This window comes from Pseudomonas sp. SMV71, assembly GCF_052042015.1.
In the GTDB taxonomy this organism is placed as follows: domain Bacteria; phylum Pseudomonadota; class Gammaproteobacteria; order Pseudomonadales; family Pseudomonadaceae; genus Aquipseudomonas.
The window spans coordinates 57,913-72,367 of record NZ_JBKGGU010000007.1 but is presented as its reverse complement, the minus strand read 5'-3'; the positions used below and the strand labels follow the sequence as shown (position 1 = coordinate 72,367).

The 14,455-nt window shown below is 60.3% G+C and carries 14 protein-coding genes; 12 read left to right on the top strand and 2 right to left on the bottom strand.

The annotated features are described in order from the left end of the window. Positions 1–117 precede the first annotated feature (117 nt). The 9 genes from ACLEJQ_RS08870 to ACLEJQ_RS08830 all read left to right on the top strand — a co-directional run bounded on the left by ACLEJQ_RS08870 (position 118) and on the right by ACLEJQ_RS08830 (position 7,678). A complete protein-coding gene (locus ACLEJQ_RS08870; protein WP_440794103.1) occupies positions 118–1,560 on the top strand; it encodes a PLP-dependent aminotransferase family protein in 1,443 nt (480 codons plus the stop codon). An 85-nt stretch (positions 1,561–1,645) separates the two neighbouring features. Next, positions 1,646–2,116, top strand: a complete 471-nt coding sequence (locus tag ACLEJQ_RS08865; protein ID WP_440794413.1) for a translation initiation factor 2 — start codon at positions 1,646–1,648, stop codon at positions 2,114–2,116. Between the two features lie 148 nt (positions 2,117–2,264). Continuing rightward, positions 2,265–2,519, top strand: a complete 255-nt coding sequence (locus ACLEJQ_RS08860) for a YkgJ family cysteine cluster protein (RefSeq protein WP_440794101.1) — start codon at positions 2,265–2,267, stop codon at positions 2,517–2,519. A gap of 51 nt (positions 2,520–2,570) precedes the next feature. Continuing rightward, positions 2,571–3,179, top strand: coding sequence for an START domain-containing protein (locus ACLEJQ_RS08855; RefSeq protein WP_440794099.1), 609 nt, complete (start codon positions 2,571–2,573; stop codon positions 3,177–3,179). Between the two features lie 138 nt (positions 3,180–3,317). Beyond that, positions 3,318–3,554 (top strand): hypothetical protein, encoded by a 237-nt coding sequence (locus tag ACLEJQ_RS08850; protein WP_440794097.1) that lies wholly within the window; start codon positions 3,318–3,320, stop codon positions 3,552–3,554. A 204-nt stretch (positions 3,555–3,758) separates the two neighbouring features. Continuing rightward, positions 3,759–4,100 carry a ribonuclease E inhibitor RraB gene (locus ACLEJQ_RS08845; protein ID WP_003179463.1) on the top strand — a complete coding sequence of 114 codons (342 nt, stop codon included), beginning with the start codon at positions 3,759–3,761 and terminating at the stop codon, positions 4,098–4,100. Positions 4,101–4,505: 405 nt separating this feature from the next. Beyond that, positions 4,506–5,915 carry a circularly permuted type 2 ATP-grasp protein gene (locus tag ACLEJQ_RS08840; RefSeq protein ID WP_440794095.1) on the top strand — a complete coding sequence of 470 codons (1,410 nt, stop codon included), beginning with the start codon at positions 4,506–4,508 and terminating at the stop codon, positions 5,913–5,915. Between the two features lie 12 nt (positions 5,916–5,927). Further along, positions 5,928–6,878, top strand: coding sequence for an alpha-E domain-containing protein (locus ACLEJQ_RS08835; RefSeq protein WP_440794093.1), 951 nt, complete (start codon positions 5,928–5,930; stop codon positions 6,876–6,878). After that, the gene (locus tag ACLEJQ_RS08830) at positions 6,875–7,678 is read left to right on the top strand and encodes a transglutaminase family protein (RefSeq protein ID WP_440794091.1); all 804 of its coding nucleotides are present in this window, start codon (positions 6,875–6,877) and stop codon (positions 7,676–7,678) included. Before ACLEJQ_RS08835 ends, ACLEJQ_RS08830 begins: the two co-directional genes overlap by 4 nt. Before the next feature lie 15 nt (positions 7,679–7,693). Here the strand turns inward: ACLEJQ_RS08830 and ACLEJQ_RS08825 are convergent, their stop codons facing one another. Further along, the gene (locus tag ACLEJQ_RS08825) at positions 7,694–8,506 is read right to left on the bottom strand and encodes a c-type cytochrome (protein WP_440794089.1); all 813 of its coding nucleotides are present in this window, start codon (positions 8,504–8,506) and stop codon (positions 7,694–7,696) included. Positions 8,507–9,109: 603 nt separating this feature from the next. Here ACLEJQ_RS08825 and ACLEJQ_RS08820 point away from each other — a divergent pair. The 3 genes from ACLEJQ_RS08820 to ACLEJQ_RS08810 all read left to right on the top strand — a co-directional run bounded on the left by ACLEJQ_RS08820 (position 9,110) and on the right by ACLEJQ_RS08810 (position 13,293). Further along, positions 9,110–10,315 (top strand): acetyl-CoA C-acetyltransferase, encoded by a 1,206-nt coding sequence (locus ACLEJQ_RS08820; RefSeq protein ID WP_440794087.1) that lies wholly within the window; start codon positions 9,110–9,112, stop codon positions 10,313–10,315. Between the two features lie 26 nt (positions 10,316–10,341). Further along, on the top strand, positions 10,342–12,486 hold the full coding sequence (locus ACLEJQ_RS08815) for a 3-hydroxyacyl-CoA dehydrogenase NAD-binding domain-containing protein (RefSeq protein ID WP_440794085.1): 2,145 nt from the start codon (positions 10,342–10,344) through the stop codon (positions 12,484–12,486). Between the two features lie 87 nt (positions 12,487–12,573). Further along, positions 12,574–13,293 (top strand): amidotransferase, encoded by a 720-nt coding sequence (locus ACLEJQ_RS08810; protein ID WP_440794083.1) that lies wholly within the window; start codon positions 12,574–12,576, stop codon positions 13,291–13,293. A gap of 77 nt (positions 13,294–13,370) precedes the next feature. On the opposite strand, the gene ACLEJQ_RS08805 is transcribed toward ACLEJQ_RS08810, so the two are convergent. Continuing rightward, complete coding sequence (locus ACLEJQ_RS08805; protein WP_440794081.1) at positions 13,371–14,342, bottom strand: magnesium and cobalt transport protein CorA; 972 nt, start codon at positions 14,340–14,342, stop codon at positions 13,371–13,373. Between the last annotated feature and the right edge of the window lie 113 nt (positions 14,343–14,455).

The window sequence follows — 14,455 nt, the reverse complement described above, 5'->3', positions numbered from 1 at the left end:
GGGGCTGTCACTGCACTGTACGGTCGAGTAATCTGGCAACTGTCCCAGTACACTTCTAAACTGTTCCGGTATCGTTTCCTACAAGAATAAAATGCCCGTGAAATCGAGTGCTGTGTCATGACCAATCTCCTGCTCTATCAACGTATTGCGCAACAGTTGGCTGAAGACATCCGGCGTGGTGTGTACCAGCCTGGCGAGCGTGTACCTTCGGTGCGCAAGATGAGTTCGCAGCTCAACGTCAGCCATGCCACGGTGTTGCAGGCCTACGCGAACCTTGAGGACCAGGGGCTGATTCGCGCACGGCCGCAATCGGGCTACTACGTGCACCAGACACCGGCCCTGACGGCGCCGACGCCGGACATTGCACGGGTCGAACGTCCGGGGCTGGTGACACGCAGCAGCATCATTCAGCAGGTCCTGGTCGAATCGCGACGCGAAGGGGTGTTTCCCCTGGGCGCAGCGGTGCCGAGCGTCGATTATCTGCCGGTGCGGGCATTGCACCAGCAATTGGCCAAGGTCACCCGCTTCCACAGTCCGCGGGCGTTCAGCTACATGTTCAGCCCGGGCTTCGAGCCGTTGCGGCGCCAGGTGGCGATTCGCATGCGCGATGCGGGTGTGGTGGTGGACCCTTCCGAAGTGGTGATCACCCACGGCTGCGTCGACGCCCTGCAAATGTCCCTGCGCGTGCTGACCCGGCCCGGAGACCTGATCGCGGCCGAGTCACCTACATACTACGGTTTGCTGCAACTGGCCGACCTGCTGGGCCTGAAGGTCATCGAGATCCCCAGCGATCCAGTCACCGGCATGAGCCTTGAGGCATTGCAACTGGCCGCCAACCAATGGTCGATCAAGGCGCTGGTGCTGACCACACGACTGAGTAATCCCCTTGGCGGCACCATGCCGGAAGAGCGGCAGAAACAGTTGTTGCGCCTGGCCTCGGACTTCGACATCCAGATCGTTGAGGATGACATCTATGGCGAGCTGATGTTCGAACAGGGGCGCACCAAGGCCCTCAAGGCCTACGACCGACTGGACCGGGTCATCTACTGTTCGAGCTTTTCCAAGACCTTGTCGCCGGGTGTGCGCATCGGGTGGATGATTGCGGGCAAATTCCAGCAGGAGATCCAGCGGCTCCAGACTTTCAGCACGCACTCGGCGTGCAGCGTCACGCAGATGGGCATTGCGGCGTATCTGGAAAATGGCGGCTATGATCGGCACCTGCGCTATATCCGTCAGGAGTACCGCAAGAACCTCAGCGCTTTCCAGCTGGCGGTGCAGCAGTATTTCCCTGAAGGCACCCAGATGAGTCGTCCTACCGGGGGCTTCATCCTGTGGGTCAGCCTGCCGGGGCGGGTCAACACCCAGGAACTGCATGTGCGGGCGTTGCAGCAGGGCATCAGCATTGCGCCCGGGCTGATTTTCAGTAACACCGAACAGTTCAACCACTGTATCCGCTTGAACTGCGGCATACCCTGGAATCGCGAGGCAGAGCGGGCGCTGATGACGTTGGGGTTGCTGGCTACCCAGTTGTGCCAAGAGACGGCGAACGGAATTTTTTAAGAATCAGCGGCTTAGCCTGAGGTGCTTGTCAGCGCGTCATTATCAGGCGAGCATGGGCTTCTCTGTCATGACTGCCGTTGTATTTATGAAAGCCATTGCTCCTGCTGCCTGGGTTTTGATCGGTCTGTTGACTACCTTCCATTGCGCAGGTGTCTCGGCCGCTGCAGCGCAGGAAAAACCGACCGCCAGCGCCACGAAAGAGACGCCAAAAAAAGCGGCTACGGCCAAGAAGACGCCAGCCAAGAAAACCGTTTCCAAAAAGAAACGCGCGCCCATCGCCTCCAAGAGTAAGTCCGCCCGCGAGGTCGCCAAGACCCCACTGCCGCCGGCCAAGCTGGACTTGAGCCTGCCCCATGATATGGTCGAAGACCTTGAGCCGCCGGGTAAAGTGCCCTTGCCCAAGCGTGAACCCTTATTGCCGTCCATGTTTGATCAGAAGCCCGGGCCGTTCCAGCTCAACGGTCGGCTGCTGAGCAACGAGATGCAGCTGCCGTTGCGCAATCAGGAGCGCAACGAGGTGGAAGGCGCCGCGCTGGATTTCGAGTTCAAGCAGTAAGTCTTCAGTTTGAGTGCAGTTCGTTACTGACTGTTCGGTCATCCGGCCCAAGGCGAAAAAACACTCGGACGGTAATTTAAAACGGGTGTTTTAGCCGTTACTCTGTGTCCCGTTACTAACCACTACCTGTCGTGAGGATGTCGTCGTCATGAAATGCCGTGAAGGCTGTGGCGCCTGTTGCATCGCCCCTTCCATCAGCTCGCCGATTCCCGGGATGCCCCAAGGCAAGCCGGCGGGAGAACGTTGCGTTCAGTTGTCGGTCGATAACATGTGTCGGATTTTTGGCCAGCCAGAGCGTCCAGCGGTGTGCTCGGCATTCGAGGCCGACGTCGAGGTCTGTGGCAGCGGCAGTGAAGAAGCCATCCGGCTGATCGGCTGGTGGGAGCAAGTCACGGCGGCATGATGATCAATGACCGCGATTGAATGATCGAACTTGGACAATAAGGAAAAGATTATGGGTTCGCTGCATCGTATGGCTGTGTTGTGTGGGATGACCGTGCTATTGGCGACGGCCACTGCCCAGGCAGAAGACTGGCAGGTCGCGAAGGAAAAGGACGGTATCAAGGTCTCTCTCACTGAAGTGCCCGGCTCCAAGTACAAGGCTTACCGTGGCGTGACGGTCATGAAGACCACCATGGAAAAACTGCGGGCCCTGCAAGAAGACGTGCCCGGCGCCTGTGCCTGGATTCATGAGTGCAAGAGCCAGAAGCTGCTCAAGCACGAAGGTGACAAGAGCTGGACCTACACTCAATTCAACACGCCTTGGCCGGTCACCTCCCGAGACTCGGTGCTGGAAGTCACCACTGAACAGGGCGTCGATGGCAGCCTCACCCGCCACCTCAAAGGCGTACCGACCTACTTGCCGGAGGAGAAGGGATTCGTGCGGGTGACTCAGGTCGACGGGTTCTGGAAATTCGTACCCAAGGGCGCCGACCAGATCGAAGTGACCTATCAGGTCCATACCGAGCCGGGTGGCGATGTACCGTCCTGGCTGGCTAACAAGTTTGTCGTGGATGCCCCGTTCAACACTCTGAAAGAGCTGAAGGAACGTGCCGAAAAATAAACGGCCAAGTCAGTCTTCGAGACCGCCCGCGAGGCGGTCTTTTCATGTTTGCCGTCCGCCAATTCGGCGGAACGAATAATCAGCGCTCAATGTCGAGATAGAGGTAAGCCAGGCCCTGAATTGATCGAGGAGACACCGATGCAGAAGTGGGAAATCACTTTCGTGGATGATCACGGCGAAGCCATCGCCGAGCAGTTCAACTATGAGCAGGAGCCCACCATGGAACAGGCTGCACAATTGATTCGCGAAAGGCTGTTGCCCGTACCCGCCAAGCTGGACCTCAACGATCTTGAAGGGCGGACCGAAGAGCCTACGGTCAAGAACCTGAAGACTCAGCACAGCATCGAGATCATCAGCATTACACCGATTTCATGAAAACCCTGGCTGGCCTCGCTTGGCAGCGGCGATCACTTGCGGCTACTCTGCAATTGAGATCAGCGAAGAGGATCGCCAAGGTCCGGTCTTGTCAGCTACATGCTTGTGTCCCGACGGTCATTTGATGCCGTACCACGTGCAGCCCTGCGGCTGCACGTCCGGGAAGAAGGAAAGTCTATCCATTGCGTTTCAGGAGGACGTTTCATGAGCACAGCCTATCAAGAAGACATCAGCACCAGCGTGTTGCGCCGCATGAAAGAAGGCGGTTTCGATTTTTCCAGATTCCATCCCATTGAGTTCTACGCCATTTTCCCGGACGAGGAGCGGGCGCGCAGGGCGGCGGGGCATTTCCGGGGTGAATCGCTGAATGCACAGATCAGTGCACGGGACGATGGTGCCTGGTCATTGGAATTGAGCCGGGTGATGTACGCTACCTACGATGATATTGGAGACTTTGAGCAAGACTTCGAAGCCGTCGTCGAACCCTTGGGTGGGGTCATCGAAGGCTGGGGTGTCAAGCAGGAGATCCGGCGCCTGCAGGCTTGATGTTCCCCTACCGCCATACTGCAACGGCTGACCGTCGGGTCGGCCGTTTTCATTGGCGTCAGGTCATCACCGCTGAGAGGTGAGCCTTGAGGATTACCTTGTGGGAGCGAGCCTGCTCGCGATGACGACCGCACCTCCAACACGTCTCAACTCCTCACCGCCATTGGGTAAGCCCAGCTTTTGTAGCTAACTGTATCCAAATCCGCCTGCATGGCTTTTCCATGACTATGCTCAGGGAAGCGACTCCCTGCGTCGTAATGAAGCGGGGGCGGCGGAGTGGGACGTTGGCTGCACGACAAGGGTGCATAGCCGATCACTAAAAAATCCAACCCGTTGATCATAAAGCGTTTATGCCGATGGCACGGGCCTTGCGATGCCTGCTGCCAGGGTGACAAGGAGTACGGCATGATCCGCACGGGTTTTGATGAAATGTACGATGCCGACGGCCAGGTCCGTCCGCATTACCGGGCCTTTGCCCGCTGGCTGGCCGAGACGCCTGATGAACTGCTGGCCCAACGCAGGCGCGAAGCCGACCTGTTGTTCCATCGCGCCGGCATTACCTTCACGCTCTACGGGGACGAGCAGGGCACGGAGCGCCTGATCCCGTTCGATACCATCCCGCGCAGTATCCCCGCCAGCGAATGGCGGGTGGTCGAGCGCGGCTGTATCCAGCGGGTCAAGGCACTGAACATGTTCCTGGCCGACCTCTACCACGAGCAACGGATCATCCGCGCCGGGGTCATACCGGCGGAACAGGTGCTGGCCAACGAGCAATACCAACTGGCGATGCAGGGGCTGGATCTGCACCGGGACGTCTACGCGCACGTTTGCGGGGTCGACCTGGTGCGCGATGGCGATGGCACGTACTACGTGCTGGAAGACAATCTGCGTACCCCCAGCGGCGTCAGCTACATGCTTGAAGACCGCAAGATGATGATGCGCCTGTTTCCCGAGTTGTTCTCCGCCCAGCGCATCGCGCCGATCGACCATTATCCGAACCTGCTGCTCGATACTCTGAGAAGCGCCAGTGCGTTGGATGACCCCAGCGTCGTGGTGCTCACCCCGGGGCGCTTCAACAGCGCGTTCTTCGAACATGCCTTTCTGGCCCGTGAGATGGGCGTGGAGTTGGTGGAGGGGGCCGACCTGTTCGTGCGCGACGACAAGGTGTTCATGCGCACCACCGACGGGCCGAAAGCAGTGGATGTGATTTACCGTCGCCTGGACGACGCCTTCCTCGATCCACTGGCCTTCAATCCGCAGTCGATGCTCGGGGTGCCGGGGCTGTTGGCGTCCTACCGCTCCGGCAACGTAGTGCTCGCCAATGCCATCGGCACCGGCGTGGCGGACGACAAGTCGGTGTATCCATTTGTCACCGACATGATCCGTTTCTACCTGGACGAGGAGCCGATCCTGCAGAACGTTCCGACCTGGCAGTGCCGCAATCGCTCTGAACTTTCCCACGTGCTGGCGAATCTTCCGAGTCTGGTGGTCAAGGAAACCCAGGGCTCCGGCGGCTACGGCATGCTGGTGGGACCTGCCGCGACGACAGAGCAGATCGATGCCTTCCGCGAGCGGATCAAGGCCAAGCCACACGCCTACATCGCCCAGCCGACGCTGTCACTTTCGACATGCCCGACCTTCGTCGAGAACGGCATTGCCCCGCGCCATATCGACCTGCGTCCGTTCGTGCTGGCGGGCCTGGAAACCCGGGTGGTGCCTGGCGGCCTGACCCGGGTGGCGTTGCGCGAAGGCTCGTTGGTGGTCAACTCATCCCAAGGTGGCGGCACCAAGGATACCTGGGTGGTCGAGGATTGAAGGAAGCAAGCAATGCTGAGTAGAACCGCCTCTGACCTGTACTGGATGTCGCGTTACCTGGAGCGTGCAGAAAACCTCGCACGCATGCTCGACGTCAGCTACTCGCTATCGCTGATGCCCCAGGACGGGCGCGGCGACGGCCTCCACGAACTGGCGATGCCGCTATTGATTACCGGCACGCTGGAAGACTACCGCGAACGACATGGCGACCTGCACGCCGAGCGGCTGCTGCAATTCTTTGCTTTGGAGGCCGCCAACCCGGCCAGCATCTATAGCTGTCTGGGCGCTGCGCGAGCCAGTGCCCATGCCGTCCGGGGGCGAATCACCGCCGACATGTGGGAAAACATCAATGCCACCTGGCTGGAAATACGCGAGATTGCCGGGCAAGGCTTGAATCGCTACGGCATGAGCCGTTTCTGCGAGTGGATCAAGGAACGCTCGCACCTGTTCCGAGGCGCGACCTACGGCACGATCATGCGTAACGACGCGTTCAGGTTCATTCGCCTGGGGACCTTCATCGAGAGGGCCGACAACACCCTTCGCCTGCTCGACGCCCGCTACGAAATGGCCGGCGACCAGGCCGACGCCGTCAGCGACGGCACGGCCCACGCGTATTACCAGTGGAGCGCCTTGCTACGGGCCTTGTCCTCCTTCGAGGCCTACACGGAGATCTACCGCGACGCTCCCGGTGCCCGTCATGTGGCGCAACTGTTGCTGTTGCGTGCCGACGTACCGCGCTCGCTGCGTGCCTGCACCGAAGAAATCGACCAGATCCTCGCGAGCCTGCCGGGCACCAATGGCCGACAGGCTCAACGCCTGGCTGCAGAAATGGACGCGCGCCTGCGCTACACCGGCATCGACGAAATACTCGACGGTGGCCTGCACGCCTGGCTCACCGAATGCATCCCGTTGGTCCGCGAACTGGGCAATGCCATCCACAGCTCCTACCTGGAGGTCATATGAGACTCTCGATCAGCCATGAAACGGCGTACCACTATGAAGACCAGGTTCGCGCCAGCATCCAGTACCTGCGCCTGACGCCCCACGACAGCGAGCGCCAGCATGTGCTGAGTTGGCAACTCGACCTGCCGCGACCGGTACGGGCGCAACTGGATCCGTTCGGCAACATCCTGCACGTACTGACCCTGGACGAACCCCACGAGACGGTCATTATCGGAGCCCGAGGGCAGGTGGATATCGATCCGTCCCGCGAAGCCGAGCATGAAAGCCAATCGGCGCTGCCATTCCTGCGCTTTACCCGACTGACCGAGGCAGACGATGCCCTTCGGGATTTCGCCAACCAGCAATGCAAACGGCGTCGCGATCGTACGGCGCTCATCGACCTGATGCATGGGCTCAACCAGCACATGGTCTACACCCCCGGCGTCACTGACGTCGAGACCAGTGCCGTCCAGGCTTTTGCCGGACGTCGCGGAATCTGTCAGGACCATGCCCACGCATTCCTGGCTTGCGCCCGCAGCCTGGGTGTGCCAGCGCGGTACGTGTCAGGCTATTTGTTCAACGAGCAGAGCGAACACCTGGCCAGCCACGCCTGGGCTGAAGCCTGGCTCGATGACGCCTGGTACAGCTTCGACGTGACCAACCAGCTCGCACGCCCGGAGCGGCACCTCAAACTGGCCGTGGGCCTGGATTACCTTGATGCCTGTCCGGTGCGTGGCATGCGCCGTGGCGGAGGTTATGAGCAGATGCATGCCAGGGTGGTCGAGGCACCGGCTCCGGTGATCAAGGTGCAGCAGCAATAGTTGTATGGTGCATGGTCATTGGCCCAGCGGCTGCTTGCGCCCGGCCATGTGCTTCAAATATCCCACCAGCAAATCCAGCTCGGCATCCGGCAGCACGGCTTCCGAAAACCCTGGCATCTTGCCTTGGGGCCAATGGCGCAGGCCTTGCGGATCGCGGATATAGCGCTTGAGGAAGTCACCGGAGAAGTACTCGGTCGGGTTGAACGGTACGTTCAGGTCGGGACCGAATTGTGCGTCGCCAGCACCATTGAGCCGGTGGCACGCCAGACAGTTTTTCTGAAACAACGCAAAGCCTTTGTTGACCGGGTCTTCCTTCGTCAGGCTGGGGGCCGGCAGCAGGGCAGGGAAGCGTTCAGCGACGCCGGACAAACGCTTGATGCTCGCTACGGCGTAAGGCCATTGTTCCGGGCCGATATGCCCCGCCTGGGGATCGGTCCAGACCAGATAGAACGGCCCGGCGCTTTGCTTGCCCTCGCCGAGCGATGGCCAGGGTTTGGCCGGGTCCTCGATCGCCAGCCAGGCGCGGGAGCCATTCTTGTTCAGCAGCGGCGCAGCAGGCATCTCGGCGGCGAAGCCGTCCAGTGCAATCGCTTGCAGGTGTTCGTTCGGCTGGACGCCCGCCAGCAGTGCCGTCAGCGGCACGGCGCGATAGGTCATCGGCTTCTTGTAGGAAACGTCATCATCGACCCGGACCGTTCGGGCTTCAGGATGCTTGAGCAGTTCCTCGGTCTGCCAGGTACGCGTATTCGCGCCCAGCTCCATGACCAGTTGCGCGGCGGACAAGGGCGTGCTGAGCAGCAACGCCCCGAACACGATGAGAGCTTTCAAGTGGTGTGCCTTCCATGTCTTGGGAGTGCCGCAAAGGTTGGCACAGCCACCTCGGCTCGAACAGCAGACCCGCGAAATTTTCTGGAAGCACACAAATCATTGATGCAGGCGCCCACGCGCAGGGTTCAGCCGATCACCTTAGGGATATTCGGCAAAATCAACAGCAGCGTCGTGGCAAAGAGAATGAGTCCGGCTTGACGAACTTTCGAATGTTTGAACATGGCTGACCCGCCTTTATTGTTATTTCCTGAGGCCAGCCTGCATATCCATGATGGCTGGCGTTGCACTTCCTGTTCGACAAGCGCCCCGGCAAAACCCGACGACTTTTCTTGTACTAGGAATACATTAGGGGCCGCAGCCGCGTTGACTTAGAACCAATTCACATCAACATCAGACTATTTACTATCAAAACGGCATGAGGCCTATTGCCAGCTACGTGGAGGCCCGTTTGCTAGACAGCTCGCCCTCCTGAAACGGTTAACCCGATAGCTCGCTACCGTTCGTCTGAGCGTGGCCGTCAACGTCATTGAGCACTGTGGTCATTGAATCCAGCGCCGCTGGGCTTATGGTGAACGCATTGGATTACCCAGGTTCGAGGACGCCATGACCCAAGCTTTGATTTTCGATGCGCTGCGCACACCTCGTGGCCGGGGCAAGCCTGATGGCGCGCTACATAGCGTCAAGCCGGTGAGCCTGGCGGGCGGTCTGCTCAGTGCCTTGCAGCAGCGGATGGACCTGGACACCAGCCAGGTCGACGACATTGTGCTTGGTTGTGTAACACCGGTGGGTGAGCAGGGCGCCGATATCGCCAAGACCGCGGCGCTGCTGGCCGACTGGGACGTGTGTGTCGCGGGCGTGCAGCTCAACCGGTTCTGCGCCTCGGGCCTGGAGGCGGTGAACCTGGCGGCGATGAAAGTCCGCTCCGGCTTCGAGGACCTGGTGGTTGCCGGCGGCGTCGAATCCATGTCCCGGGTGCCCATGGGCAGCGATGGCGGCGCATGGGCACTGGATCCGCAATCCAACCTGCACGGTCATTTCATTCCCCAAGGCATCGGTGCCGACCTGATCGCCACCCTGGAAGGGTTCAGCCGCGAGGATGTCGATACCTATGCATTGCGCTCCCAACAGAAAGCCGCACGCGCTCGGGCCGATGGGTCATTCGACAAATCCCTGGTCGCCGTACGGGACCAGAATGGCATCGTGCTGCTGGACCACGATGAGTTCATACGCGCCGACGCTTCGCTAGAGGGCCTGGGCAAGCTCAAGCCGAGTTTCGAAGCCATGGGCCAGATGGGGTTCGACGGCACGGCGTTGCGAGTCTACAGCCATGTCGAACGGATCGATCATGTGCACACGCCTGGCAATAGCTCTGGCATCGTCGACGGTGCAGCACTGATGCTGATCGGCTCCGAAGCCAAGGGCCGTGCGCTGGGCCTGCAACCCCGGGCGCGAGTCGTCGCCACGGCCGTCACCAGCACCGACCCGACCATCATGCTCACCGGCCCGGCGCCCGCCACGCGCAAGGCATTGGCCAGGGCCGGGTTGCGGGTGGACGACATCGACCTGTTCGAGGTCAACGAAGCCTTTGCCTCGGTGGTGCTCAAGTTCATCAAGGACATGGCCATCGACCCCGCCAAGGTCAATGTCAACGGCGGCTCCATCGCCCTGGGCCATCCCCTGGGCGCTACGGGATGCGCGATTCTTGGCACGCTACTCGATGAAATGGAAGTGCGTGGCCTGCGCTATGGCCTGGCGACGCTCTGTGTCGGCGGCGGCATGGGCATCGCCACCATTATCGAACGCCTCTGAGCCCCGACTTGAAGGAAGCAATTTTGATGACCGACGCCATTCGTTATGAAATCGACCAGGACCGCATTGTTGTTCTGACGTTCGACATGCCGGGGCAGAGCGCCAATACCATGAATGCGGTCTACCGCGAGGCCATGGCGGCCTGCGTCGCTCGCTTGCAGGCAGAAAAGGACTCGATTGCCGGTGTGATCATCACCTCGGCCAAGAAGACCTTCTTTGCCGGTGGTGATCTCAATGAGCTGGTCAAGGTCGGCAAGCCCGAGGCGCAGGCGTTCTATCAGATGGTCCTGGGCCTGAAGGCGCAACTGCGTGCTCTGGAAACCCTGGGCAAGCCGGTGGTGGCGGCGATTAACGGCGCGGCTTTGGGCGGCGGCTGGGAGATTTGCCTGGCGTGTCATCATCGTGTGGCGCTGGACCAGCCGTCGGTGCAGATGGGCCTGCCGGAAGTCACCTTGGGCCTGCTTCCGGGCGGCGGCGGGGTGGTGCGCATGGTGCGGTTGCTCGGGCTGGAAAAAGCCTTGCCCTATCTGCTCGAGGGCAGGAAGGTCGGCCCGCAACAGGCGCTGCAGGCGGGGCTGGTGAATGAGCTGGCGCGAGATCGTGATGAGCTGCTGGCCAAGGCCCGGGCCTGGATCCTGGCTAATCCAAGTGTCGTGCAGCCTTGGGATACCAAAGGCTACCGGATCCCGGGCGGCGGTCCATCCGACCCGAAGGTGGCGCAGATGCTGGCCATCGCACCTTCCATACTGCGTCACAAGACCCAGGGTTGCCTGCCGGCTCCGGAGAAAATCCTTTGCGCAGCCGTAGAAGGCGCCCAGGTGGATTTCGACACCGCGCACCTGATCGAGACCCGTTATTTCACCGAATTGACCACAGGCCAGGTGGCGAAGAACCTGATCGGCACGTTCTGGTTCCAGCTCAACGAGATCAAGGCCGGCGGTTCTCGCCCACAGGGTCCGGCGCCGTTTCTGACAAAGAAAGTCGGCATCCTTGGCGCAGGCATGATGGGGGCCGGCATTGCCTATGTCTGCGTGGCGGCTGGTATCGAGGTGGTGCTCAAGGACGTCGATCTGGCCGTCGCCGAGAAAGGCAAGGCGCGTTCGGCAGCGCTATTGGATAAACAGGTCGCCCGCGGCCGGTTCAGCACCGAACAACGCGAAGCCATCCTGTCGCGCATTCACCCCACCGACAGCAACGCGGACCTGGTCGGCTGTGACATGATCATCGAAGCGGTGTTTGAGGATCGTGCCCTGAAAGGGAAGGTATCGGCCGCCGCCGAAGCGATAGCGGGCCCTGAGGCGGTGATCGCTTCCAACACCTCGACCCTGCCCATCACTGGCCTGGCCACGGCCATGGCTGACCCGACCCGGTTCATCGGCCTGCATTTCTTCAGTCCGGTGGAAAAGATGCCCCTGGTGGAAATCATCAAGGGCGCCCGTACCAGCGATGAGACGCTGGCCCGCGGGTTCGATTTTGTCCTGCAGATCAACAAGACGCCCATCGTGGTGAATGACAACCGGGGCTTCTTTACCTCGCGGGTCTTCGGCACCTTCATCAACGAAGGCATCGCCATGCTCGGCGAGGGGGTCAGCGCACCGATGATCGAGACCGAGGCGCGCAAGGCCGGGATGCCGGTCGGGCCTCTGGCGGTCTCTGATGAAGTCTCACTCAGCCTGATGAGCCATATCCGCACGCAAACAGCCAAGGACTTACAGGCAGAAGGTAAACTGCCGGTCGAACACCCGGCGTTCGCGGTGATCGACTTGCTGCTCAATGAATACAAGCGCCCAGGCAAGGCAGCGGGCGCGGGATTCTATGACTATCCGGCCAATGGGCAAAAACACCTGTGGCCGGCGCTCAAGAGCCGGTTCGAGAAGGCTGATGGGCAAATCGCAGCGCAGGATATCCGTGATCGGCTGCTGTTTATCCAGGCCCTGGAAACCGTGCGCTGCGTGGAGGAGGGCGTGCTCTTGTCCACAGCCGATGCCAACGTCGGCTCGATCTTCGGCATCGGCTTTGCGGCCTGGACCGGTGGCGCGTTGCAATTCATCAACCAATACGGCCTGCGGGACTTCATCGCCCGGGCCCAGTACCTGGCCGAGCAATACGGCGAGCGCTTCTTGCCGCCGGCCTTGTTGGTGGAGAAGGCTGCGAGGCAGGAACTGTTCTGACCGCTTGGGAGGGGGCTTGCTTGGGACCGTGTTTCAGGGCAGGCTCTGGGGTGTGCAATATTCCCATCATCGTGTCAGGTATTTTTTATGTCGCTACGCATCTGCATTTTGGAAACCGATATTCTGCGTCCGGAACTGGTCGATCAATATCAGGGTTACGGGCAGATGTTCCAGCGGCTGTTTTCCCAACAGCCTGTCGCGGCGCAATTTGTCGTGTACAACGTGATGCAAGGGCACTACCCCAGCGATGACGAACAGTTCGACGCCTATCTGATTACCGGCAGCAAGGCCGACTCCTTCGGCAGCGACCCGTGGATTCAAACCCTCAAGACCTACTTGCTTGAGCGCTACCAGCGGGGCGACAAACTGTTGGGTGTGTGCTTCGGCCATCAATTACTGGCGCTGTTGCTGGGCGGCAAGACCGAGCGCGCGAGTCAAGGCTGGGGCGTGGGCACCCATCGCTATAAAATGGCCGCCAAGGCGCCATGGATGAGCCCGGTGATGGAAGAACTGACACTGCTGATCAGCCATCAGGACCAGGTCACCGAGTTACCCGAAAACGCCACGGTCATCGCCTCCAGCGATTTCTGCCCGTTCGCCGCCTACCATATCAACGACCAGGTGTTGTGCTTCCAGGGGCATCCGGAATTCATCCACGATTATTCCCGGGCCTTGCTGGAGATCCGCCAGCAGCACCTCGGCGAACAGATCTACAGCCAAGGCATGGCCAGTCTCGATCAGGAGCATCACGGCGCGACCGTAGCGGAGTGGATGATGCGCTTTGTCGCCCACCAACCACAGGCCTGAACAAACCGGACTCCCCTGTGGGAGCGAGCCTGCTCGCGATAGCGGCTGACGAATCTCCCACAGGATAGCCATCCACCCTACAACCACCCCGACCGCTTGAAACTGGCCCACAGCGCGGTGCATCCCACAGTAATCACCCCCAGCACCATGAAATAGCCATAGTGCCAGCTCAACTCCGGCATATTCTGGAAATTCATCCCATAGATCCCGGCAACCGCTGTCGGAAATGCCAGGATCGCCGCCCACGCCGCAAATTTACGCTGCACCACGCTCTGGCGTGACGCTTCGAGCAGCACACCGACTTCAATGGTCTGGCTGGCAATGTCCGCCAGGGTCGCCAGGTCTTCCATCTGCCGCGTGACATGAATTTGCACGTCGCGAAAATACGGACGCATGTTCTTGTCGATAAAAGGGAAGCTCAGCTTCTGCAATTCTTCGCTGATCTCCACCATCGGCGCCGCATAGCGGCGCAGGCGCAGCACATCCCGGCGCAAACTGTGCAGGTTCTGGATGTCCCGTTCGTTCAAGGCGCTGCACAGCACGTGGCGCTCCAGCTCATCGATCTCGGCATGAATGGCTTCGCCCACTGGCTGGTAGTTTTCAATGACGAAATCGAGAATGGCATAGAGTACGAAATCTTCCCCATGCTCAAGCAGAAGCGGACGCGCCTCACAGCGTTGTCGGACATAGGCGTAGGACGCGGAGTGGCCATTGCGGGCGGTGATGATGTAGCCCTTGCCAGCGAAGATATGGGTTTCGATGAATTGCAGTTTGCCGTCCTCGCGGATCGGCGAATACGTGACGATGAATAGCGCGTCGCCAAAGGTTTCCAGCTTGGGACGGCTGTGCTTCTCCATCGCGTCTTCGATCGCCAGTTCATGCAGGTTGAACTGGCGCTGCAGGGTGGTCAGCTCGTGGGCGCTGGGTTCTTCGAGGCCGATCCAGACGAAATGTCCGGGTTTGGCAGCCCAGGCGCTGCCTTCTTCGAGGGTGATATTGGTGACTTTCTTACCGGCGCTGTAAACCGCAGCAGCAACGACTCTACCCATAGTGGTGATCACTTCTTCTTGGAAAATGGCAGTGACAGGCACGGTTCAGCTTAGCGTGCCCTGCTGCTTGAGAGTCAGCAGAATCTCTGGAGTTCGTCGATCTCAGGCTGGAG

What these genes read in the sequence shown, in the direction of transcription:
- ACLEJQ_RS08870 (WP_440794103.1), top strand. Translation starts at nt 118, where the DNA reads ATGACCAATCTCCTGCTCTATCAACGTATTGCGCAACAGTTGGCTGAA.
- ACLEJQ_RS08865 (WP_440794413.1), top strand. Translation starts at nt 1,646, where the DNA reads ATGAAAGCCATTGCTCCTGCTGCCTGGGTTTTGATCGGTCTGTTGACT.
- ACLEJQ_RS08860 (WP_440794101.1), top strand. Translation starts at nt 2,265, where the DNA reads ATGAAATGCCGTGAAGGCTGTGGCGCCTGTTGCATCGCCCCTTCCATC.
- ACLEJQ_RS08855 (WP_440794099.1), top strand. Translation starts at nt 2,571, where the DNA reads ATGGGTTCGCTGCATCGTATGGCTGTGTTGTGTGGGATGACCGTGCTA.
- ACLEJQ_RS08850 (WP_440794097.1), top strand. Translation starts at nt 3,318, where the DNA reads ATGCAGAAGTGGGAAATCACTTTCGTGGATGATCACGGCGAAGCCATC.
- ACLEJQ_RS08845 (WP_003179463.1), top strand. Translation starts at nt 3,759, where the DNA reads ATGAGCACAGCCTATCAAGAAGACATCAGCACCAGCGTGTTGCGCCGC.
- ACLEJQ_RS08840 (WP_440794095.1), top strand. Translation starts at nt 4,506, where the DNA reads ATGATCCGCACGGGTTTTGATGAAATGTACGATGCCGACGGCCAGGTC.
- ACLEJQ_RS08835 (WP_440794093.1), top strand. Translation starts at nt 5,928, where the DNA reads ATGCTGAGTAGAACCGCCTCTGACCTGTACTGGATGTCGCGTTACCTG.
- ACLEJQ_RS08830 (WP_440794091.1), top strand. Translation starts at nt 6,875, where the DNA reads ATGAGACTCTCGATCAGCCATGAAACGGCGTACCACTATGAAGACCAG.
- ACLEJQ_RS08820 (WP_440794087.1), top strand. Translation starts at nt 9,110, where the DNA reads ATGACCCAAGCTTTGATTTTCGATGCGCTGCGCACACCTCGTGGCCGG.
- ACLEJQ_RS08815 (WP_440794085.1), top strand. Translation starts at nt 10,342, where the DNA reads ATGACCGACGCCATTCGTTATGAAATCGACCAGGACCGCATTGTTGTT.
- ACLEJQ_RS08810 (WP_440794083.1), top strand. Translation starts at nt 12,574, where the DNA reads ATGTCGCTACGCATCTGCATTTTGGAAACCGATATTCTGCGTCCGGAA.
- ACLEJQ_RS08805 (WP_440794081.1), bottom strand. Translation starts at nt 14,342, where the DNA reads ATGGGTAGAGTCGTTGCTGCTGCGGTTTACAGCGCCGGTAAGAAAGTC.